15 protein-coding genes and 1 pseudogene are annotated in these 21,689 nt (G+C 62.5%); 13 read left to right on the forward strand and 3 right to left on the reverse strand.

The window, feature by feature from the left end; genetic code table 11:
- Positions 1 to 86 precede the first annotated feature (86 nt).
- The 13 genes from AF337_RS16995 to AF337_RS17055 all read left to right on the forward strand — a co-directional run bounded on the left by AF337_RS16995 (position 87) and on the right by AF337_RS17055 (position 17,770).
- A complete protein-coding gene (locus AF337_RS16995; RefSeq protein ID WP_049732973.1) occupies positions 87 to 1,991 on the forward strand; it encodes an ABC transporter substrate-binding protein in 1,905 nt (634 codons plus the stop codon).
- A gap of 122 nt (positions 1,992 to 2,113) precedes the next feature.
- Positions 2,114 to 3,118 carry an ABC transporter permease gene (locus AF337_RS17000; protein ID WP_049732974.1) on the forward strand — a complete coding sequence of 335 codons (1,005 nt, stop codon included), beginning with the start codon at positions 2,114 to 2,116 and terminating at the stop codon, positions 3,116 to 3,118.
- 3 nt (positions 3,119 to 3,121) lie between these two features.
- On the forward strand, positions 3,122 to 3,979 hold the full coding sequence (locus AF337_RS17005) for an ABC transporter permease (RefSeq protein ID WP_049732975.1): 858 nt from the start codon (positions 3,122 to 3,124) through the stop codon (positions 3,977 to 3,979).
- Between the two features lies 1 nt (position 3,980).
- Positions 3,981 to 4,970 carry an ABC transporter ATP-binding protein gene (locus AF337_RS17010; RefSeq protein ID WP_049732976.1) on the forward strand — a complete coding sequence of 330 codons (990 nt, stop codon included), beginning with the start codon at positions 3,981 to 3,983 and terminating at the stop codon, positions 4,968 to 4,970.
- Positions 4,967 to 5,779, forward strand: a complete 813-nt coding sequence (locus AF337_RS17015; protein ID WP_049732977.1) for an ABC transporter ATP-binding protein — start codon at positions 4,967 to 4,969, stop codon at positions 5,777 to 5,779. Before AF337_RS17010 ends, AF337_RS17015 begins: the two co-directional genes overlap by 4 nt.
- A 158-nt stretch (positions 5,780 to 5,937) precedes the next feature.
- Positions 5,938 to 7,707 (forward strand): adenylate/guanylate cyclase domain-containing protein, encoded by a 1,770-nt coding sequence (locus AF337_RS17020; protein ID WP_049732978.1) that lies wholly within the window; start codon positions 5,938 to 5,940, stop codon positions 7,705 to 7,707.
- Positions 7,708 to 7,887: 180 nt separating this feature from the next.
- Positions 7,888 to 10,515: an AMP-binding protein gene (locus tag AF337_RS17025; RefSeq protein ID WP_049733025.1), complete on the forward strand. Its 2,628-nt coding sequence runs from the start codon at positions 7,888 to 7,890 to the stop codon at positions 10,513 to 10,515.
- 171 nt (positions 10,516 to 10,686) lie between these two features.
- Complete coding sequence (locus AF337_RS17030; RefSeq protein ID WP_049732979.1) at positions 10,687 to 13,695, forward strand: ATP-binding protein; 3,009 nt, start codon at positions 10,687 to 10,689, stop codon at positions 13,693 to 13,695.
- Between the two features lie 19 nt (positions 13,696 to 13,714).
- Positions 13,715 to 14,875 carry a YcaO-like family protein gene (locus tag AF337_RS17035; RefSeq protein ID WP_049732980.1) on the forward strand — a complete coding sequence of 387 codons (1,161 nt, stop codon included), beginning with the start codon at positions 13,715 to 13,717 and terminating at the stop codon, positions 14,873 to 14,875.
- Entirely contained in the window at positions 14,865 to 15,629 is a 765-nt protein-coding gene (locus AF337_RS17040; protein ID WP_049732981.1) for a TfuA-like protein, read from the forward strand. The genes AF337_RS17035 and AF337_RS17040 overlap by 11 nt, the downstream gene beginning before the upstream one ends.
- Positions 15,630 to 15,671: 42 nt before the next feature.
- Positions 15,672 to 16,892: a gluzincin family metallopeptidase gene (locus AF337_RS17045; protein WP_049732982.1), complete on the forward strand. Its 1,221-nt coding sequence runs from the start codon at positions 15,672 to 15,674 to the stop codon at positions 16,890 to 16,892.
- 19 nt (positions 16,893 to 16,911) lie between these two features.
- A complete protein-coding gene (locus AF337_RS17050; RefSeq protein WP_049732983.1) occupies positions 16,912 to 17,382 on the forward strand; it encodes a hypothetical protein in 471 nt (156 codons plus the stop codon).
- Positions 17,383 to 17,407: 25 nt separating this feature from the next.
- Positions 17,408 to 17,770 carry a hypothetical protein gene (locus AF337_RS17055; RefSeq protein ID WP_049732984.1) on the forward strand — a complete coding sequence of 121 codons (363 nt, stop codon included), beginning with the start codon at positions 17,408 to 17,410 and terminating at the stop codon, positions 17,768 to 17,770.
- Between the two features lie 20 nt (positions 17,771 to 17,790).
- Here the strand turns inward: AF337_RS17055 and AF337_RS17060 are convergent, their stop codons facing one another.
- The 3 genes and pseudogenes from AF337_RS17060 to AF337_RS17070 form a co-directional block, all read right to left on the reverse strand.
- Positions 17,791 to 18,687, reverse strand: coding sequence for a sensor domain-containing diguanylate cyclase (locus tag AF337_RS17060; RefSeq protein WP_049732985.1), 897 nt, complete (start codon positions 18,685 to 18,687; stop codon positions 17,791 to 17,793).
- A gap of 401 nt (positions 18,688 to 19,088) precedes the next feature.
- Positions 19,089 to 19,247, reverse strand: a pseudogene (locus AF337_RS17065) (type II toxin-antitoxin system TacA family antitoxin); the annotation flags it as partial.
- 136 nt (positions 19,248 to 19,383) lie between these two features.
- A complete protein-coding gene (locus AF337_RS17070; RefSeq protein WP_049732987.1) occupies positions 19,384 to 21,501 on the reverse strand; it encodes a carboxy terminal-processing peptidase in 2,118 nt (705 codons plus the stop codon).
- Positions 21,502 to 21,689: the final 188 nt, after the last annotated feature.

Here is a 21,689-nt window from a genome sequence, read left to right on the forward strand (position 1 = left end):
GTCCCGAGCCTTAGCAAACCGACAACCGCGACGTGCCCATGCGTGCCTTTGCGGCCGCCGTATCGTCGCTTTCTAGGGAGGAGTTCATGCAACAGTGGAAGAGGCTCGCATTTGGCGTCGCGCTGGCCGCACTCGGCCTGACGGCGGCGGCCAAGGCCGATGACTATACCTCCTTGCCGCGCAAGGAGACGCTCATCGTCGAAAATCCGGAAGGGACGATCAAAAATCCCGGCTGGTTCAACATCTGGGTCAATGGCGGCGGCGGGGTTTCCACCGGTCTGCAGCAGCTGACCATGGATACGCTCTGGTATATCGACCCCGAACAGGGGCTTGGCGGCGCGGCCTGGGACAATTCGCTCGCCGCCGACAAGCCGCAATATAATGCCGACTTCACCGAGATGACCGTGAAACTGCGCAAGGGGCTCTTCTGGAGCGACGGCGTCGAATTCACGGCCGACGACGTGGTCTATACCGTCAAGACGCAGATGGATCATCCCGGCATGATCTGGAGCGCTGCCTTCACGGTGCAGGTAGCAAGTGTCGAGGCGACCGATCCTCAGACCGTGGTGTTCAAGCTGAAGAAGCCGAATTCGCGCTTCCACGCCATCTTCACCGTGCGCTGGAACGGCGCCTGGATCATGCCGAAGCATGTATTCGAAAAGGTGGAGGATCCGCTTCGCTATGATTTCGCCAATCCCGTCTCGCTCGGCGCCTATAAGCTGAAGGCCTATGACCCGCAGGGCAAATGGTATACCTGGGAGAAGCGCGACGACTGGCAGCGGACCTCGCTTGCCCGCTTCGGCGAGCCGGCGCCGAAATATGTCACCTATACCGATCCGGGCCCGCCGGATAAGCGGACGATCGCCCAGCTCGAGCACAATCTCGATATCATTCACGACAACACGCCGGAGGGCATGTTCACCCTCAAGGAGAAGTCGAAGACCATCGACACCTGGTTCCCGGGCTTCCCCTTCGCCCACCCGGACCCGACGCTGCCGGCCCTGATCTTCAACACCCAGGATGCGCCGTTCGACAATGCCGATGTGCGCTGGGCGCTTGCCCTGCTGATCGACATCAAGGCCGTCGACATGGCGAGCTACCGCGGGGCAGCGACGCTGTCTGCGCTCGGCGTGCCGCCGACGGCAAGCGCCATGAAAGACTATCAGGCGCCGATGCAGGATTGGCTCAAGGATTTCGAGGTCGATACCGGCAAACGCAAGATCAAGCCCTATGATCCGACGGTCGGCCAGCAGATCGCCGACCTCCTGCGCAAGCAGCCGAAATTCAAGGACCAGATTCCGACTGACCCGCAGGCGATCAGCGACGCCTTCGGCTATGGTTGGTGGAAGCCGGATCCGAAAGCAGCTGCCGAACTGCTGGAAAAGGCTGGCTTCAAGAAGAGTGGCGGCAAGTGGATGACCCCGGATGGCCAGCCGTTCCGGATCCGGATGACGGTGGAAGGCGACACGCGCTCCGTCTTCACCCGCGCCGGCACGCTGATTGCCCAGCAATGGGCCGCCTTCGGCATCGACGCCAAGGCGGTGCCCACCGAGAAACTGTGGCAGGTGGCGCTGCAGCCCGGCGATTTCCAGGTGGCGATCGCCTGGAGCGTCGAAACCTGGGGCGGCGATCCCGACCTCTCCTTCTTCCTCGACAGCTGGCACTCGCAGTTCGTGGCCAAGAAGGGTGATAATCAGCCGCCGCGCAACTGGCAGCGCTGGTCCAATCCGGAGCTCGACAAGATCATCGAGAGCATCCGCGGCATCAGCGCCGACGATCCGAAGGGCATCGAGCTCGGCAAGGATTATCTGAAGCTCGTCGCCCGCGAAATGCCGTCGATCCCGCTGATGTCCTATAACGTCTTCACCTCGATGGATACGACCTATTGGACCGGCTATCCGACGATCAAGGACCCCTATACCGACCCGGTGCCGAACTGGGCGAATTCCCGGCTGATGATGGTCAAGCTGAAGCCGGCTCAACCGAAATAATCCTCCCAACGCCGGCGCTTTAGCCACGCGCCGGCCCCTTATCGGCGGGCTCTGCCCGCCGATCCTTTCCCGTCGATGCCGTCCAATCGATGAAAGGAAAACCAGAGAGGAACCACTGCCTTATGACGCCCTATCTGATCTTTGTGCTGAAGCGGTTCGGTCAGTTTCTGCTTGTCGTCTTTCTTGGCGTCAGCATCACCTTCTTCGTCACCCACCTGACCCCGATCGATCCGGTCGAAGAAAGCATAGGCGCCATCACCCAGATGGGGCAGTCCGATCCGAATGCGATCGAACTGATGCGCCAGTCGCTGCGCGAGCTTTACGGCATGGAGGGCTCGATCTGGCAGCAATATGTGCATTTCTGGCTGCGGCTTGCGACCGGCGATCTCGGCCCCTCGCTGTCGGCCTTTCCGACGCCCGTTTCCACGATCATTCTGCGGTCCCTGCCCTGGACGATCGGGCTGATGACGGTCTCCACGCTGATCACCTTCGTGCTCGGAAACGCGCTCGGCGCGCTCGCCGGCTATTACCGGAAGAACATGGTGCTGAAGGCGGTCAGCCTCGTCTGCATCGCCCTGCTTCCCATTCCCTATTATATCCTGGCCTTCGTGCTGCTCATCGTCTTCGGCTATCTCTGGCCGGTGCTGCCGATCAATGGCGGCTATGAGATGAACGCCAATCTGGATCTCTCCTTTGCGCTGGTGCTCGATATTCTCGAACATTCGATCCTGCCGGCCCTGTCGCTGATCCTGGTGGGCGCCGGCAGCTGGCTGATCGGCATGCGCGCGCTGGTGTCCAACATCATCACCGATGACTACGTCGTCTTCGCCGAGCTCGGCGGCGTACCGAAGCGGAAAATTCTCCGCTCCTATATCGCCCGCAACGCCATGGTGCCGCAATTCACCGGGCTTGCCATGTCGCTCGGGGCGATCTTCAACGGCACCGTCATCACCGAAATCGTCTTCGGCTATCCCGGCATCGGCAACCTGCTGATTTCGGCGGTGCATGCCGGCGACTACAGCCTGGTGCTCGGCCTCAGCGCCTTGTCGATCGTCGGCGTCGCCGCCGCCGTCTTCATCATCGACATTCTGAGCCCGCTGATCGACCCGCGCATCAAGGTGGAATAGGCCATGTTTACCATCGTCCGCGACCTCGCACGCCAGAACCTGGAATTTCTCTGCGGCCTGCTGCTGTTTGCCGTCATCGTCGGGTTCATCATCCTGTCCTATTTCTCGCCCTACGCCCCGACGGATATCTATCTGCTGCCGCCCGACATGCCACCCGACGGCGATTACTGGCTCGGCACGACATCGCGCGGCCAGGACGTTTTCTGGCAGCTGACGACTGCGCTCCGCAATACCTTGTATTTCGGCATCGGCGTCGCTTTTCTCTCGCGCATCATCTCGCTGGTCGTCGGCCTGGTCGCCGGTTATGCCGGCGGCGCGGTCGACCGGGTGCTGATGGCGATCAACGACAGCGTCATGGTCATCCCGCAATTTCCGCTGCTGATCCTTTTCTATTTCGTGCTGAAGGACAGCATGACCTGGACGGTGCTGATCGTCATCATGGCCTCGCTCGGCTGGTCCTACGATGCGCGGCTGATCCGCTCGGTGGCGATCGGCCTGAAGACCAGGCCGTTTACCACCCAGAGCGTCTATTCCGGCATGAGCATGCGCAAGATCCTGGTCGAGGAGCACCTGCCCTATGTGCTGCCGATCGTCTTTGCCACCACCATGAACAACATGATCTGGTCGATCGGCATGGAGATCACCCTTTCGGTGCTGGGGTTCACCGACATCGAGACGCCGACCATGGGCATGATGATCTACTGGGCCAATGCGCATTCGGCGCTGATATCGGGAATATGGTGGTGGGTAGCCGCCCCCGTCGCCGTCATCGTCATCCTCTTCCTGGCGCTCTTCCTGCTGTCGATGTCGATGAACGAATACAATGATCCGCGCAGCCGGCTGAACCGGATGGGAAGTTAGCATGGACCCTTTGGTCGAAATCGAGAATCTGAAAGCCTATTACCGCGCCTTCCTTTTTGGCGTCGATCGCGAAGTGCGCGCCGTCGACGATATCAGCCTGACGATCGGCCGCGGCGAGGTCTATGGCGTCGCCGGTGAATCGAGCAGCGGCAAGACGACCCTGATCAAAACCATCGCCGGCGCCATCCGGCCGCCGCTGAGGGTCGTGTCGGGGAGCGTGAAATTCCATTTCAACGGCGGCACCCAGGATATTTACGCGATGAAGCCGGAAGAGCGCATGGCGCTGCGCTGGAAGCATCTGTCCTATATCATGCAGGGCTCGATGAATGTGCTCAATCCGGTGCGCCGGATCCGCCATTCCTTCACCGATTTCGCCTTCCGCCACATGAAGGTCAGCAAATCGGTCTTCTTCGAAAAGGTCGCCGCCCATCTGCAGCGGCTGAAGCTCGATCCGCATCTGCTCGATGCCTATCCCCACGAACTCTCCGGCGGCATGCGCCAGCGCATGACCATTGCGCTTGCCACCATCCTGACGCCTGAGTTCATCATCGCCGACGAACCGACGACGGCGCTCGACGTGATCGTTCAGCGCGACGTGCTGTCGATGATCCGCGAAATCCAGCGTGAGATGGGCTCGTCCTTTCTGTTCGTCACCCATGATATGGGCGTTCACGCGACAGTCTCCGACCGCATCGGCATCGTCTATGCCGGGCGTCTCGTCGAGGAGGCGCCGACCGCCAAACTCTTCAGCAAGCCGCTCCACCCCTATACCCAGCATCTGGTCGGCAGCCTGCCGAAGATCGGCGATGCGACGACGCGGCCGTCACTGGAGGGACGTCCGCCCAACCTTGCCATGCCGCCGGAAGGCTGCCGCTTTCACCCGCGCTGTCCCAAACGGATGGCGATCTGCTCGCAGAAAGTGCCGCCGCTCGTCACCGTCGAGCCTGAGCGGCGCGTCGCCTGTTTTGCCGTTACGGGAGATCAGCTTTGACCGCTCTGCTTCACCTCTCGCATGTCACCAAAGTCTATCGCCAGGGCGGCATGCTCGGCCGGCGCCTGATCACCGCGGTCAAGGATGTCAGCTTCGAAGTCGGGGCGGAACCGGAGATCCTGTCGATCGTCGGCGAATCCGGCTCGGGCAAATCGACGATCGCCGCGATGATCCTCGGGCAGACCGAACCGACGGAAGGGCAGCTCGAGTTCTCCGGCAGGGCCGTGCACATCCACAGCCGATCCGAACGCAAGGCCTTCATGAAGGAGGTGCAGCCGGTCCTGCAGAACCCGTTCGAAGCCTTCAATCCGCTGAAGCGGGTCGACCGTTACCTGTTCGAAACCGCCCGCAATCTGTCGGGCCCGGGAAAGCGCATAGACCGGAAAGAAGCCGAGCGCATGGCCGATGCCGCGCTCCATCATGTCGGCCTGACGCTCGAAGAGGTAAAAGGCCGTTTCCCCCACGAACTCTCCGGCGGCCAGCAGCAGCGCGTCGCCATCGCCCGCGCGCTCATCCCGCAGCCCCGCCTGCTGGTCGCCGACGAACCGGTCTCGATGGTCGACGCCTCGCTGCGCATGGCGATCGTCAACCTCTTCGGCCGGCTGAAGAGCGAACTTGGCCTCTCGATCATCTACATCACCCATGATCTGGCCACCGCCTATTACGTCAGCGACAACATCATCATCATGCGCAAGGGCGAGATCGTCGAGCGGGGCCCGGCCCGACCCGTGCTGGACAATCCGCAGCATCCCTATTCACGGGCGCTGAAGGATGCGGTGCTGGCGGCGGAGTTTGGTGAGGTGGTGTAGGCGGCGTAGACGACATCGGCTTTGCTTGGATGCCATGCGTCGGGCTGCAACGCCGGCCGCGTCCAGCTCGATGGCAGCCGAGAGCGCTCTGAGCAACGGCTGAAAGTTCTTTCTTGCCCTCTGTCTCCCTGCTATCCTGAAAGTGAGGAGACGGCGCCATGAGCGAGATCCGAAAGCTGGCTGCAATCCTGGCTGCTGATGTGGTTGGGTACAGCAGGCTTGCCGGCGCCGACGAGGAGCGCATCCTGGCGAGATTGCGGGCACTGCGTAGCGATCTCATCGATCCGACGATCGCCGTGCACCACGGCCGGGTGGTGAAGCGGACCGGCGATGGTGCGCTGGTCGAGTTCCGCAGTGTGGTGGACGCCGTGCGTTGCGCTATCGAGGTGCAGAACGGTATGGTGGAGCGCAATGACGGCGTGCCGCAGGACCGTCGCATCGAGTTCCGGATCGGTATCCATCTGGGCGACGTTGTCGAGGAAAGCGACGGCGATCTGATGGGCGACGGCGTCAACATCGCCTCGCGACTGGAGGGCGTCGCCGCGGCGGGCGCGATCTGCCTGTCCGAGGATGCCTATCGCCAAGTCAAGGCGAGGCTCGACCTCTCGGTCAGCGATCTCGGCAACACGCAACTCAAGAACATCGCCGAGCCGATCCGGGTCTATTCGCTGCAAGTCGGCAGCGCCGGGATCAAGGCAGCCGCGACCCCGGAAACCGCGAGGGGCCAACCGGCGGCGGCAGCGTCGCCGAAGCTGTCGATCGCCGTCCTGCCCTTCGTCAACATGAGCGGCGATGCCGAACAGGACTACTTCGCCGACGGCATCTCGGAAGATATCATCACGGCGCTATCGAAACTGTCGCAACTCTTCGTCATCGCCCGCAATTCCTCGTTTACTTTCAAGGGCAAGAACGTCCAGGTGCAGGAGGTGGGTACGAAGCTCGGCGTGCGGCATGTGCTTGAGGGCAGCGTCCGCAAATCGGGCAACAGGGTGCGCATCACCGCGCAGCTCATCGACGCGACCACCGGCGGGCATCTGTGGGCGGAGCGGTTCGATCGCGACCTGACCGACATATTCGCGGTTCAGGACGATGTCACCCAGCAGATCGTCGATGCGTTGGCGGTCAACCTGACGGAGCGCGATCGGAAAAGGCTGGCGCCGGGGCAGACCGGGCACCCCGAGGCCTATGACTGCTTCTTGCGTGGCCGGGAGCTGTGGCACCGGCTGACGAAGCAGACGAACAGCGACGCCCGCGACCTCTTGCAACGGGCCGTCGAACTGGACCCGAACTTCGCCGCGGCGCACGCCTTCCTCGCCCTGACTCACGGGCTCGACTACCTGAACCGATGGAGCGCGTCGCCGCAGCGCTCGATCGAGCAGGCTGAAGAGGCTGCGGCGCTGGCGGTCGGGCGGGATGACAGCGATCCCGTGGCGCACTGGGCGCTGAGCGTGGTCAGGCTTTACTCACGCCAGCACGATAGAGCCATCAGCGAGGCCGAGCGTGCGATCGTCCTCAATCCGAACTTCGCCGAAGGGCAGGTCAGCCTCGGCGAGGCACTGCTCTATTCAGGCAGATCCGAGGAGGCACTCGCCTGTTTCGATCGAGCAAGGGTCCTAAACCCGTACTTTCCGGATGTCGTTCTCCACTTTCAGGCCTGGGCCTGGTTTCAACTGCGACGGTACGAAGAGGCCGTCGACCTGTTGCTGCAGCGCGTGAACCGCAATCCCGTCACCGATGTCTCGCGCGCGCTTCTCGCCGCCTGTTACGGACACCTCGGCCGTTTCGAAGAGGCTCGGGCGACGTGGCAGGAGGTGCTGCGCATCAATCCCGACTTCTCCCTGGAATACCGCCGCAAAGTCTTGCCCTTCAAGAATTCCGCCGATTTCGAGCTCGCCGTAGAGGGGTTACGCAAGGCCGGCGTCGTATGACGGGTGAGCGTGATAAGATGGGCCTGAGGTTCTAACGGCCGTTGAGCCGGGCGCGAAGCCGCCCTTCCCGCGGCTAACCTCGAAATCGCGCCGCATCAAGGTTATGCAGCAAATTACTTGACTGCGATTGTCAAGGATTATACCCGCTTCGGCCAGTTTTCTGCCATTCGAAGCGCGAGCATGACCCCCGCCGACCTGTTTTCTGAAATCGCTCGCGCCGATCAGCGCCCCGCCCTTATCTTCGCCGACGGACGGACGCTCTCCTATGCCGACCTCGACGCCCGGACACAGCGCTTTGCCGAGCGGCTGGGACGGGGGGAAAAGCGGCTTGTGGCGATTTCAGCCGATGTTTCGGAACATGTGATCGTCGCCTATCTCGGCGCGTTGCGCGCCGGCAATGCGGTGGCCATGCTGCCGCCCTGCGATGACAGGCTGTGGCGAGAGTTTCTGTCGGCCTTTCAGCCGGATTTCACTTACCGCCCCGCCGGCGGCCGCTGGCGGCTGGTCGAGGAAACTCGGCCCAGTCAAAGTCAAAGGCAAAGGCAAAGTGCCGCGCCGCTGCATCCGGATCTCGCCTTGCTGCTGATGACCTCAGGCAGTTCCGGGCTCGCGAAAGCCGTGCGCCTGTCCTATGTCAATCTTGACGCCAATGCGCGCTCGATCGCTCACTATCTCGAGCTCTCCCCTGCCGACAGAACCGCGCTCGTCCTGCCGCTTCACTATTCCTACGGCCTCTCCGTCCTCCATTCGCATCTTGTCGCCGGCGGCAGCATCTTCATTCCCGGCGTCTCCGTGGTGAGCGAGGAATTTGCACGGCTGCTCGGCGAAAGCGGCTGCACCAATCTTTCGGGTGTGCCCTATTCCTTTGAACTGATGGAAAGGACGCGCTTCCGAAGCCATGAACTGATGGCGCTGCGCTTCATGACGGTCGCCGGCGGACGGCTGGCACCCGAACTCATCCGCCTCTACCGCGACCATATGCGCGCGAACGGCGGCCGCCTCTTCGTCATGTACGGCCAGACCGAGGCAGCCGCCCGCATCGCCTTCGTGCCGCCGGCAAGCCTCGCGGACAATGAGGAACGGATCGGCATCGCCATTCCCGGCGGCAGCCTCAGCCTCGTCGACGATGACGGGCATCCGCTCGACCGAGCTGAGGTTGCCGGAGAGCTCGTCTATGCCGGCCCGAACGTGATGATGGGCTACGGCACTGACCGCGCCGATCTTCAGCGGGGCGCCGAGGTCGCGGCATTGAAGACCGGCGATATCGCCATGCGCGACGAGGACGGTTTCTACAGGATCGTCGGCCGCAAGAGCCGTTTCGCCAAGGTCGCCGGGCTCCGGATCGGCTTCGACATCATGGAGCAGGTTCTGGCCGAGAAGGGGATCGCGGCTGCCGTTGTCGGTGACGATCACGGCCTGCAGGCCTATGTGAGCGATGCGCGTGACGCCGACCGGGCGCTTGATATGCTCGTCGAAGCGAGCCATCTTCCGGCGAGCCTGGTCTCCGTCAGGGCGCGACCAGAGCTTCCGAGGCTTGCCTCCGGCAAGATCGATTATGCCGGCCTTCGCGAGGAGATGCTGGCGACGCGCGAAACGTGCCGCGCCGCGGCCGTCAGCGTGCTCGACGCCTATACCAGGGTCTTCTACCCCCACAGGGTGAGCCGCAACGACAGCTTCGTCTCGCTCGGCGGCGATTCCCTACGCTTCCTGCAATTGACGATGGAACTCGACAGGCTGGGCATCGAACTGCCGGAAGGCTGGGAGCAGACGGCAATTGCCGCCCTCGATGTCGCCCCGCAAGCTGCACGGACGGATAGCGCCGAGGTCAGGGCACTGCCGACCGATCTGGTGCTGAGGGCGGTCGCCATCCTGCTCGTCGTCACCCATCACGAGATGCTCTGGCCCATTCCCGGCGGATCGGGCGTGATGCTGCTCCTCGTCGGCTTCAGCCTGGCGCGCTTCCAGTCGGGCCATTTCCTCGCCGGCAATTTCCGCCATGCGCTGCGGCCGGCAATCCATGTTCTTATTCCCTATTTTCTCATCGTCGCCGCCTATGCGCTCGCCTGGCGCACCGTTCCCTGGGCCTCGGTCACGCTGACCGGCAATTTCGGCTATGCCGAGCCGGAGCGCCACCAGATGCTCCCCTATCTCTACTGGTTCATCGAGGCCTATGCGCAGACGCTTCTCGTCTTCTCGCTGGTTTTTGCCGTGCCTGCTGTGCGCAGGCTGGCGCGGGCGCAACCCTTTGCCTTCTCGCTGGCGCTGCTCGGGCTGGCGGTCGCGGCGCGGTTTTCCCTGCCGCTCCTCTTCGATATCGGCAGGCGGCAGATCTTCACCCTCTACTGGGGCCTGCATCTCGGCATGTTCGGCTGGTGCGCGGGCCTTGCCGGCAGGAAGGCGCAGCGGATCATCCTGTCGGCGGTTGCCGCCATCGTGCTCGGTTATCTCGCTTTCTGGGAAACGCTCTGGATCGGCACGACGGTCAAATATCTGACGATCTTCGCAGCGCTTCTCGCCCTTCTCTACCTGCCGCGCATCCACCTGCCGGTGCGGCTCAGGCGCCTGGTGACGCTGATCGCCGTCTCGGCCTTTCCCACCTACCTGCTGCACCGTTTTGTGCCGGAACTGCTGATGCCGCAGGCAGCGGCCGTGCTGCCGGTTCCCCTCTTTCATCTGCTGGCGATATCAGGTGGCCTGGGGCTCGGCATCATCGCCAACAAAATCGCGGCGGATCTTCGCAACCTGCTTGGCGGGGTAGCAATGGCCCGCGGCACGGGTAGGCGCGCCGTGACGGCGGAGCCTGTCTGAATCGGTTTCACCCGTTCGTATCCTGATGGAGCGGCCGCGCCCATCACAATTGTCCGAAGCATCGGACAGAAATAACCGATCACTATATTAGCATTCCCGCAGGAAAAGCTTGCATGCAGGCAATAAATCGGATGTCCTGACTACGGCTTCTGTGGTGTTGGGCGACCCGCTATGAAAACCCTCGACGCACGAATTCGGTTCACAGGTGAGCGGCGACAGGTCACTGCCCTTTTCTATGACATCGTCGGCTCCACGGAACTTTTGTTGCGAAGCGAGCCGGAGAAATTCTTCCGGTCTGTCTCGGCGTTACATCAAAGTGCCGAAACGATCATCAAGAAGCACGGGGGATTTCTTCATCAGCGGCTCGGCGATGGCGGATGCTGCTTCTTCGGCTATCCCGAACAGTCCGAAGATACCGCGGAAAGCGCGGTGCGCGCTTCTCTGGAACTGCTGCGCGTCGTGGCCGGGGGCCAGACGCAGACCGAGACCCAGATCAGGGCCAAGGCACGCAGGCCGTTCCGGCTGCGGATCGGGGTGGCCACCGGTCTTGTCGTCTTCTCCACGGCCGGCGATGAGATCGTCGGCACGGCGCCGGTTCTGGCGGCGCGGCTGCAAGCCGAGGCCGACCCCAATTCCGTCCTTGTCGCCGATTCCACCGTTCAGCTCACCCGGCAGAAATTCGACTATACCCTGCTGCGGGAGGCGAGGCTTAAAGGGTTCGAACATCCGATTGCGCTGTGGCGTCCGCGGGAGCGCGATCGATCGACCGCCGAGCCATCGCCGTCCGAGGCGCAGGCGAGGCCGATCCGAGGCCGGGAGAAAGAGCTTGCCGCCCTCTCCGGCGCCTGGAATTCGGCCCTCGGCGGCAAGGGAAGCCTGATCGCCGTCGTTGGCGAGGCCGGCATCGGCAAATCCCGGCTGGTCGGCGAATTCGCCGAAAGCCTGCGGCAGACGGCGCATGAGACACTGGTCTTTCAGTGCGGCAGGCGCTTGGAGAGCCAGCCGCTGCATCCCTTCGTTTCGTTTCTCGAACGGCTGGCCGCCGAACCCCTGGTGCTGAAGGATGGCGACAGCGACGCCTTCCTACGGGCTCTACGCGCCTCCGGCCGAGAACTCGATGCAGCCGTCGCCGACACCATGCTCGCCTTCACCGCCGAGCGTTCGCCGGCAACGTCGCGCAATATCCGCGTCGCCGATCTCTCCGGACGCGCCTTCCGGCGGAAGGTCATCGAAGCCGCCGCCGACATTCTGACATGCAAGGCGGTCCCGACGCTGCTCATCTTCGAGGATGTGCACTGGGCCGACGACATGACGCTGGAGCTGATCGACAGGCTGGGATCGCTGGCCGCCCGGCTTCCGATCCTGGTCATTCAGACGTCGAGAATCCGACGATCGCTCGCGGTTGCAAGCGAGATCGAATTGCCGGGGCTGACGGCGGCCGCGGTTCGCGATCTCGTCGCCTCGATCTGGCGGGAGCATCCCCCGCCGGGCCTGTCGGATTTCATTCTCGATCAATGCGACGGCATGCCGCTCTATGCGGAAGAACTGGCCAGTTTCTTCCGCGGCAGGCAGCCTTTGGGCAAGTCACTCTCGGAATGGAAAGGGCTGCTGCGGGAAGGCGGCGTCACCTCGCTCAACGATCTGCTGTCCGCCCGGCTGGCCGCGACCGGTTCGGCACGCCGGGCGGCGCAATTTGCCAGCGTCATCGGCCGCGAATTCAGCGTCTCGCTGCTCACCTATCTCGTCGAAGGGGGCAGCCGCCGCACCGTCGACGTCGATATCGAGCGGCTTCTGTCTCAAGGCATCATCGAGCCCTCGACCGTCACGCATGGCTCCTATCAGTTCCGGCACGTGCTGGCGCAGGAAGCAGCCTATAGCAGCCTCCTCAAGAGCGACCGGCGCCGCATCCACCGGCGGATCGCAGATCTCCTGATCGGCGAAAGAAAACCCAGCCTGCCGGCGGCAATCGCCGCCTGGCAGTGCGCCGAGGCCGGACTGCATGACGCGGCCGCCCGATTTGCCCTGGCGGCGGCTGAGGCAAGTGTTCTCCGCTCGGCAATGCAGGAGGCAAACGTCTCGCTCGAACTCTGTGCCCAGGAGGTCGACAGCCTTTCCCGGCGCCACCCCGACCGCACCGAACTGGCGCTCAGCCTGTTCGAACTTCAAGGCCTCGTGGCAAGCGCCCTCGAAGGCGAGGGATCGGAGAGCGCGCGGCGGGTCTATGCCCGCGCCATGCAGCTTCTGCGCAAACAGTCCTCGGCCGTGCGCGTGAACCATTTCCCGGTCTATTGGGGATGGTGGTTCACCGCCCCCAATATTTTGACCCAGCAGTCGCGGGCGCGCATCCTCGTCGGCGACATGCGCGTCGTCGCGGATCGCGAGACGAGGCTTCAGTCCTATCATTGCGGCTGGGCGACGAGCTTCCATGCCGGCGAGCATGAGTTTTGTCTCGATTGTGTCGCCGAAGGCCTTACGCTCTATGATCCCGAAAGCGCGGTGCGGAATCGAGCCTTCTTCGGTGGACATGATGCCAAAGTCTGCGGCTTGGGCGAAAGCGCCCTCTCCTACCTGCTGCTCGACGAAACCGGCGCGAGTGAAAGTGCGATCGAACAATGCCTGGAATGGGCGAACGCGACCGATCATGCCGGCAGCATGGTGCACGCCCTCTATTACGCCATGGTGCTTGCCCGCTGCCAAAGCCGATATGACGATGTCCATGCGCTCGGCGAACAGATGCTGTCGCTCGCCGAGCGGCATGGGCTGGCGGCAAGCCAGGCGCGGGCCAACATGTATTGCGGCTGGGCGGAGCTGATGACGTCTTCCGCGGCAGGCGGCGAAGAACGTTTTGCCGGCGGCCTGGCTCTCCAGCAGCAATTGGGCACCGACGACAATTTTTCCATGCACAGCGACATGCATGCGCAGGTGCTGCAGCATCTCGGCAGGTCGGCCGAAGCCCTGGCGACCGTCCAGAATGCCATCAATGTCGGGCGCAGCAGCGGCCAATCCTTCTGGCTTGCCGAGCTCTACCGCCGCAGCGCCAGGCTGAGGCGTGATCTGAACGAGCCGCCCGCGCCGATAAAAAGGGACCTGATACGCGCCATCCAGATTGCCGAGGGCCAGAAGGCCGGCTGGCTGGCCGCAAGGGCAAGGCGCACTTTGGACGGGCTGGCGGTATTTTAACCTCGGACGGAAGGATGTGATGGACGACGCGACGCTCGATACCATCCTCGATACCATCCTGAATATCGGCCCCCTCTCGCCTCCCGATCCCCGGCAGACGGTGCAGCGCATCCTTGCGCGCAGACAGGACTATGGCATCACCAGACTCGGCTCGATCACCGGGCTCGACTGGATCGGCGTTCCGGTCGTCCAGGTCGTGCGGCCGCACTCGCGCTCCGTCGCCGTCAGCCAGGGCAAAGGACTGACCTTTCCCCTGGCGGCGATATCGGGCCTGATGGAATCCCTGGAAGGCTGGGCCTCGGAGCGGATTGCGGCGGAGCGCATTTTCACCGCAAGCCTGCGCGACATGAACGCCCGGGGAGACTGGTCGCACCTCGGCACCGGCCGCGGCGATGAGATGCTCTCCTGGATTGCCGGGCTGGATCTCATTTCCGGGCGGAACATCGCCGTTCCGCTTGCCCTCGTCGATACCGCCTACATCGTCCCGTCGCCGCATCCCCATTGGATCGCCCGGGATACGACGGGGCTGGCGGCCGGCACGAGCCTGCAAGGCGCTGTCCTGCATGCCTGCCTGGAGATCCTCGAGCGGCAGGCGCGATGCACGGCGATGAAGACGCCGCATTTCTTCGACCGCTGCCAGATCGACAGCCGGTCGGTTCAATCGGGAAGCGCCGGCGACATCATGCGGCGGCTTTCCAAGGCAGGGTTTGTCGTCGGGATCTGGCAGATCCCGGCGCCGCACGCCCTGCCGATCTACTGGTGCCATGTCATGGAAGATGCCGGCAGAGCCCCCTTTGCGCCGCTGCCGGCCGAAGGTTTCGGCTGCGATATCAGCCATAACAGGGCGCTGACCAGCGCCTTGCTGGAAGCCTGCCAGTCCCGCCTCGGCGTCATTTCAGCGGCGCGCGACGATATCAGGACAGAGCTTTACGCCCATGCCGACGCCGGCGAACTGGCCGCCTGGCGCCGGCAGCTGGCAAAGGGGGGCCGTTCCTTCGCCACGGACCGTCCCGCGGCCGAAGCGCGATCCCTTCGGCCGATCATCGGGGCCTTGAAGCTGGCCGGCGCGCATGCGGCCGCTCTTGTCGTCCTTCATTCGGATGAGCGCATCCCGCTTCACGTCGTCCGCGTCGTTGCGCCGCCGCTGGAAACAAATCCGGAGGCCGATCTTGCGGGATGATATCGTGGTTTTTCTCGGCCCCACCCTCTCTGAGGCGCAAGCCCGGGCCTATCTGGATGCGGTCTATCTTCCCCCCGTCGGCTGCGCCGATGTCGTGCGGGCCATCACCAAATATGCGCCGGCGGCGATCGTGCTGATCGACGGCGTCTTCGGCCAGCTTCCGGCCGTCCGCCACCAGGAAATCCTGTGGGCGATGGCCCGCGGCGTGCGCATCTATGGCGCCGCCAGCATCGGCGCGCTCCGGGCAGCCGAACTGGCGCCCCAGGGAATGATCGGCCACGGGCTGATCTACCGATGGTACCGAAGGCACCCGCTCGCCGACGATGCCGACGTCACGGTGCCGATGGCCCCCGCCGCACTCGGATCACGCGCCCTGGGCGACGCTCTGATCGATATCAGGCTGACGCTCAAGAGAGCCGAGCGCACCGGCATCATCCAACGACGGCTGCGATGCGAGCTCGAATCTCTGGCGCGCGCGCTTCACTTCAGCGAAAGATCCTTCCCGAAGCTCCTGGCGGCGGCTGAAAACAATTGCATCGCGGCCGGCGAAATCGAAGCATTAAAGGCCTGGCTGCCAACCGGAGCGGCAAGCCGCAAGCGCCGCGATGCGGTAAATCTTCTGACATATCTCGCCGACCAAAAGATCAACCGGCCGAATGAAGCCCTTCCCTTTGTATTTGAACTTACGGAATCATTTGCCAATGACATGGAGTACTACAACATGCTCGATAGTCTATTGCCTGATAGCACGTAGTACTGGTATAGTTAACGATCGCTTGACGTTGGGCAACGGGCGGTGGGGGCAGCAGTGGATGCCATCACGCAGAACGAGGGCGCAGGCCAGGGGGCAGCTCTAGAGCGGCCGCTCGGGACACGTTTCCTTGTCTTTCCCCAGCCCCCTTTCATTCCCGGTTACGAAAGGCCCGAAGTCGTGTGGATCGGGCCATCGGCAGGACCGATCCTGGCGGGGCCATCCGACGCCCGGATCTATGTGGCCAATCCGGTCGAGCCGAAATTGCCCTATGCCGCGCCCTACATCCCGCCCTATCCCGGCCTGCTGCGGCCGCCGGCCGAGCCCGGCCCCGACGGCCATTTCGATCATATCGGGCCGGATGCACCGGCCTTCCTTGCGACCCACAGCTATGCCTGCGCCCGCCGCGTGCTCGATATCTGCGAGAGCTATCTCGGCCGTTCGATCGTCTGGTTTTTTCAGCCGACGCTGGAACGGCTGGAAATCGTTCCCCGCATTCCGCATTGGCAAAACGCCCAATCCGGCTTCGGCTTTCTCGAGCTCGGCGAAAGCGAGGAGCACGGCGCGGCATCCTGTTTCGCGCTGAATTTCGACGCCGTCGCCCATGAAATGGGCCATCTCATTCTGCTCAGCGAACTCGGCATCCTCGAAGGCGATGGCGCGGGCAGCGATTTCTTTGCCTACCACGAAGCGATCGCCGATTTCATCTCGCTGCTCGGATTGCTGAGCTTCGACACGGCGCTCGACCGGCTGCTGCGCCGCACCGGCGGCAACCTGCTGCTGCACAACGAACTCGACAAATTCGCCGAACTCAGCGACGAGAAGCAGCTGAGATCGCTCAACAATTCGCTTCGCATCGGCGATGTCAGCGGCGAAGTGCACGACCAGTCGAAACCGTTTGCATCAGGCCTCTTCGACTGCCTCGTCGAGGTCTACCAGTCGCTGCTGTTCGAGCGCGGCGTATCCGACATCGATCCGAGGCGGTTCAGCGATCTGCGCCAGCAGATGGCGCCGGCGCTGATGGAAGAAAGACTTCACGTCTCGGCAGCGTCCTATGAGCTGACGCATTTCGCATCGAAAGCCGCCCTGCAGGAGGCGCGCGACATCATCGGCGAAGCGCTCATTCGCTCCTGGAGATACCTCGATCCCGACAGCCTGACCTTTGAGGCGGCGGCCTTGGCCTTGCTCGAGGCGGCCAGCCGCGGACGCGGGATCTCCTATCTCGATCAGCTTGAAGATTGCATGAGGTGGCGCGGCATTCTCTAACCAACAACGGGAGGCATCGATGACAGACGACAGCGTTCCAGCACCTTCTGGACCCCGCTATATCGCGGATGAGATCATACTTTACGGCATAGACTTGAATGACGCCAATGGCGTCGCCCACCTGAATGTCGGAATGGCGGGAAGGGCGGAACTGCAGACAAGACTCTCAAGCGCGGTCGGCATTACCGGATCGACTGTCCTTGCATACGGCTACGCCTTCGAAGGTCATTGTTACCGGTTGGATTCCAACCGGATTTTTGTCGTCACAGGTCCTATTGCCGAACCTGCAATCGGCTGCTGTTTCGAGGCTTCCATGGGATATAGGATGTGGCGACTGACGGCCGCCTCGCAAATCCTGGAAATCTCGACGAATTTCGCGGATGCGAGGGCGCTCATTCTGGATGCTCAGCTGCCAGGCAAGCGATCCCCGAGTTCCTACGCCATCACACTCAGAACGGCGCATCGCAATGGCCGACTCAGCAATGATTAACTCGATTACAACAGGGAGAACGATCATGCCGTGTGAACTGAAAATAAATGTGACAGAAGCCTTCACAGGTTTCACAGTGAGAAACGACCAAGGAAAACCCTACAGAGACAAAAACAATTTACTACTCAAGAATCTGGCCGCCGGTCCCTCACTCTTCGAGGTAACCGTGGCGCTTGACGATAACAATCAGGCTGTAATCTACGTCGACGCTACAAACGCTACATCCGTACCTTCTTCCTCCAGATACAACATACCAGATGACTGCGCTCCCGGAGGGAATATCTACGTTCCGAAAATAGCGGCAGCCTTGCAAAGCGATCTCGCCAAACTTGCCGAAGACGTCCAGAAATTAACGCAGCATATCGCGGCGAATAAAAGCGGTAAGTAGCCCGTCCGAGCGCCGACACCCTACGCCGCGCGCACCCTGTCGCGGCCGCTCAGCTTGGCGGCATAGAGCGCCTCATCGGCCCGCCGGTAAAGCTCCGAGGCGTTGTCCGTCGGCAGGCAGGCGGCGATGCCGGCCGAGCAGGTGTAGCTGAAATCGGGCGAGTCAGCGAGCGGCCGGGAGAAGCGGATCACCGTCAGCATGCGCTCGATCATGGCGAGGGCGTCTTCCGCGCCGGTTGCCGGCATGGCGAGAAGGAATTCCTCGCCGCCGACCCGGCCGAAACAATCGTTGCGGCGCACATTCTGGTGGATGCGATGGGCGAAATCGCGCAGCACGAGATCGCCGGCGTGGTGGCCGAGCCGATCGTTGATCTGCTTGAAATTGTCGATGTCGAAGACGGCAAGGCAGCCGCTGCTTCCATTGCGGGCGGCGGCCAGCATGTCTTCGACCCTCGCCATGACGAAGCGGCGGTTGGCGACACCGGTGAGTTCGTCGGTATAGGACGCCTTGATCGCCTGATCGCGATCCTGCCGGACCGTCCTGCCCTGCGCCCTCAGCCGGGTGATGTCGCTGGCGATGCACAGCATCCAGCCGTTACTCTGCACCGCCTCGGTCATCCACAGCCATCGGCCGTCGCCGAGATCCGTCTCGAAGGCGCGATAGCCGATCTTGCCGCGGCGCGACTGGGTCGAGCGCAGCCACGCCTCGAAATTATCGGTGCGGATGACGGTGCCCCGGCCGAGCTCGAAATTGCGCCGCATCAGATCCGGCCACAGCGGCGTCTCCTCCGGCTCGATGAAATAGGCCGAACAAAAGGCGCTGTTGGCATATTGCAGCCGGTCATCGCCGTCATAGACGGCAATCAGCGTATCGGTGCGTGCGGAAAGATTGAGAAACTGTTCGACGAGCGCGTCCATACCGAACCCTGTGTGGTTGCCCTGGCATGACATGGCGCAGAAATCCTACGAGGAAAGAGCCGGCTGCATCAAGCAAAGACACTTCCCGTGATTACGGAAACGTCAACGAGAATATCTCTGCACCAGCGGCAAAAACATGATGATGCGCCCAAGCGATTGCATTTTTCGCTGATCGGGAACGAACAGGATCTCAATAGCTACGCGACATCCCGGCTGGGAGATCGGCGAGGGCGCCCCTCATCCGCCTGCCGGCACCTTCTCCCCGTAAACGGGGCGAAGGGGTATGCCGCGACCTCTCCGTCTCCATCCACCTCTCGCAGGGCACGTCCCCTCTCCCCGTCAAAACGGGGAGAGGGTTAGGGTGAGGGGCAACTAGCGGACATCGCGGCTGGCGGCAGATGTCAGCCCGGCGATGTAGGCTCATCCCACGGCGCTTTGGTCGACATGGTCCGTTTCAGGCGGTCATTGGGCTGTGCTGGCGCGTCGAGGCGGGCAAGGTATTCGGCATAGATCTCGGGGCTAACCGTGAACATGGTCCGCTCGAGCAGCACTTCCAGACTTTTGTTCCTGGGCAAGGAGGGCATGGGAAACTCCTGTCTGGAGCGGATACATAGCGCAACGGTGCTCATCTCTACAAGCGCTGTAAAGATGGCATCGTTACGCATCTGTCGGCTATCTCTCACCCAGCCGGTATGCCTATTTCCCGTCCGACTGTCCCGATGGTTTCGTGGCGGCATTCAACACGCCGTCCTGCAAACCCACCTCGTCGGCAAGAATGGCGGCGGCCTCGTCGAGCAGGACGTCTTTTGCATTCTTGCGGGCGTTTTCGAGGGCGATATCGGCGCTCAGGCTGCGCTCGCCCGCTTCCAGGCCATCATCGCCAGCGGGGTTGTCGCCATCGCTCGCCTGCGCCCGCTCCTTGAAGCGCTTCTCGCGCGCCGCTGCTTCCTTGCGGCGTTCTGCTTCGTTCAGGGAGACGATGCCTTTCTCGCGCTGCGCCTTCAGGTCGGCAATGTCTTTCACCAGGCGCTGGAAATCCGGATCGCCCTTGACCCGCGCGTCATGGCGGCTTTGCAATGCCGGCAGCAAGGCCGTGACATTGCCCTCGGGCGCGTATTTCGCCGGCTTGATCTCCGCCCATGGCAGGGCATTGTCATAGCTGGTCTCGCCGAAGCTGGTGGGATCGGACAGTCCCGGCAGGCTGATATCGGGGGTGACGCCGCGCAGCTGCGTCGTGCCGCCATTGACCCGGAAAAACTGGGCGATCGTCACCTTCAGCTCGCCATATTCGGGTTTGCTGTTGTGCACCATCTGGTCGAGATCGACGACCGTCTGAACCGTGCCCTTGCCGAAGCTGCCTTCGCCGACAATCACGCCGCGGCCGTAATCCTGGATGGCGGCGGCAAAAATCTCCGAAGCCGAGGCCGAGCCGCGATTGATCAGCACACCCATCGGGCCTGACCAGACAGGCTCTGCAAGATCCGAGCTTTTGACCTCGATCTTGCCGTCGCTGCGACGCTGCTGAACGACCGGGCCCTTGCCGATGAAGAGGCCGGTCAAATCGATCGCCTCGTCCAGGGAACCGCCGCCATTGTTGCGCAGGTCCATGAGAACGCTGTCGACCTTTTCATCCTTCAGCTCGCCGAGCAGCTTGGCGACATCGCGGCTGGCGCTTTTGTAATCCTTGTCGCCTTTGCCCTTGGCTTCGAAATCCTCATAGAAGACCGGCAGCGTGATGATGCCGATCTTGCGCTCGGTATCACCGACTTTCACGGTCTGAACGGTTTTCCTGGCCGCCTGCTTTTCCAGGCTGATCTTGTCGCGCACCAGGCTGACGACGCGATGCGTGGCATCGGCGCCGGCATCGGCCGGCAGGATATCGAGGCGCACGACGGAGCCCTTTTTGCCGCGGATCATCTGCACGACTTCATCCAGCCGCGTGCCCACCACTTCCTTGATCGGCCCATTCTTGCCCTGACCGACGCCGGTGATGCGGTCGCCGACCGCAAGCTTGCCGGAAAGCTCAGCCGGCCCGCCGGGCACCAGCTCACGGATCGTCGTATAATCGTCGCGCTCCTGCAGCACCGCGCCGATGCCGAACAGCGAAAGCTTCATCGACACATCGAAATCGGCCGAAGCGGCGGCGCCGAAATAATCCGTGTGCGGATCGATCGCGTTCGAATAGGCGTCCATGAACGACTGGAAAACGTCGTCGCTTTTGAATTTGTAGGCGCGCTCGAGCGTGTTTTCATAACGTTTGTCGAGCGTTTCGCGAATAGCCGCATCGGCTTTGCCGCCGAGCTTCAGCCGCAGCCAGTCGCTCTTGACGCGCTTGCGCCACAGCTCATCGCTCTCGGCTTGCGACTGCGGCCAGGGCGCCTTCTCGCGCAGCACCGAATAATTGTCCTGCCCGCTGAAATCGAAATCCTGCTTCAGCAGGCTGCGCGCATAGGTCATGCGGTCGACGACACGCTGTTCATAGGCGTTGAAGATCGCAAACGGGATCTTCAGATCCTTCCGCTCGATTGCATCGTCGATCTCGCTGCGTTCGGCCATGAACTTGTCGATATCGGCCTGCAGGAACAGCATGCGGTCCGGATCAAGCGACTTGATGAACCCATCCATCACCCGCGCCGACAAGGCGTCGTCGAGCGGAACGGGCTTGTAGCTATAGCGCGAGAGAAATTGCGCGCTCAACTGAGCGGCTTCTGCCTGTCGCTCCAGCGGCGCCAAAACCGGCGGCGATGCGACTTCAGCGGAGGCGGACTGTACGATTGCAAGAAATGCACCGAGAAAAACGTAAGCTATGCGCATGCAGCGTTGATCCAATTCTTCATGCCGAGGGTGGATGTGTGAACTAAGTGAGGCAATTGTGGTTTTTTGGCAAGCAGGAAGGAACTTCGTCCCGGCAGCCGCAAAACTATCCGAGCTGATCGGCCAGGAGGCAGTGCAGCGTATCGGAGCGAAATCTCGTATCGGACGTCCGGCAGCAGACCTGCGCG

The sequence above is a fragment of the Rhizobium ecuadorense genome, from assembly GCF_001187535.1.
Lineage (GTDB): Bacteria > Pseudomonadota > Alphaproteobacteria > Rhizobiales > Rhizobiaceae > Rhizobium > Rhizobium ecuadorense.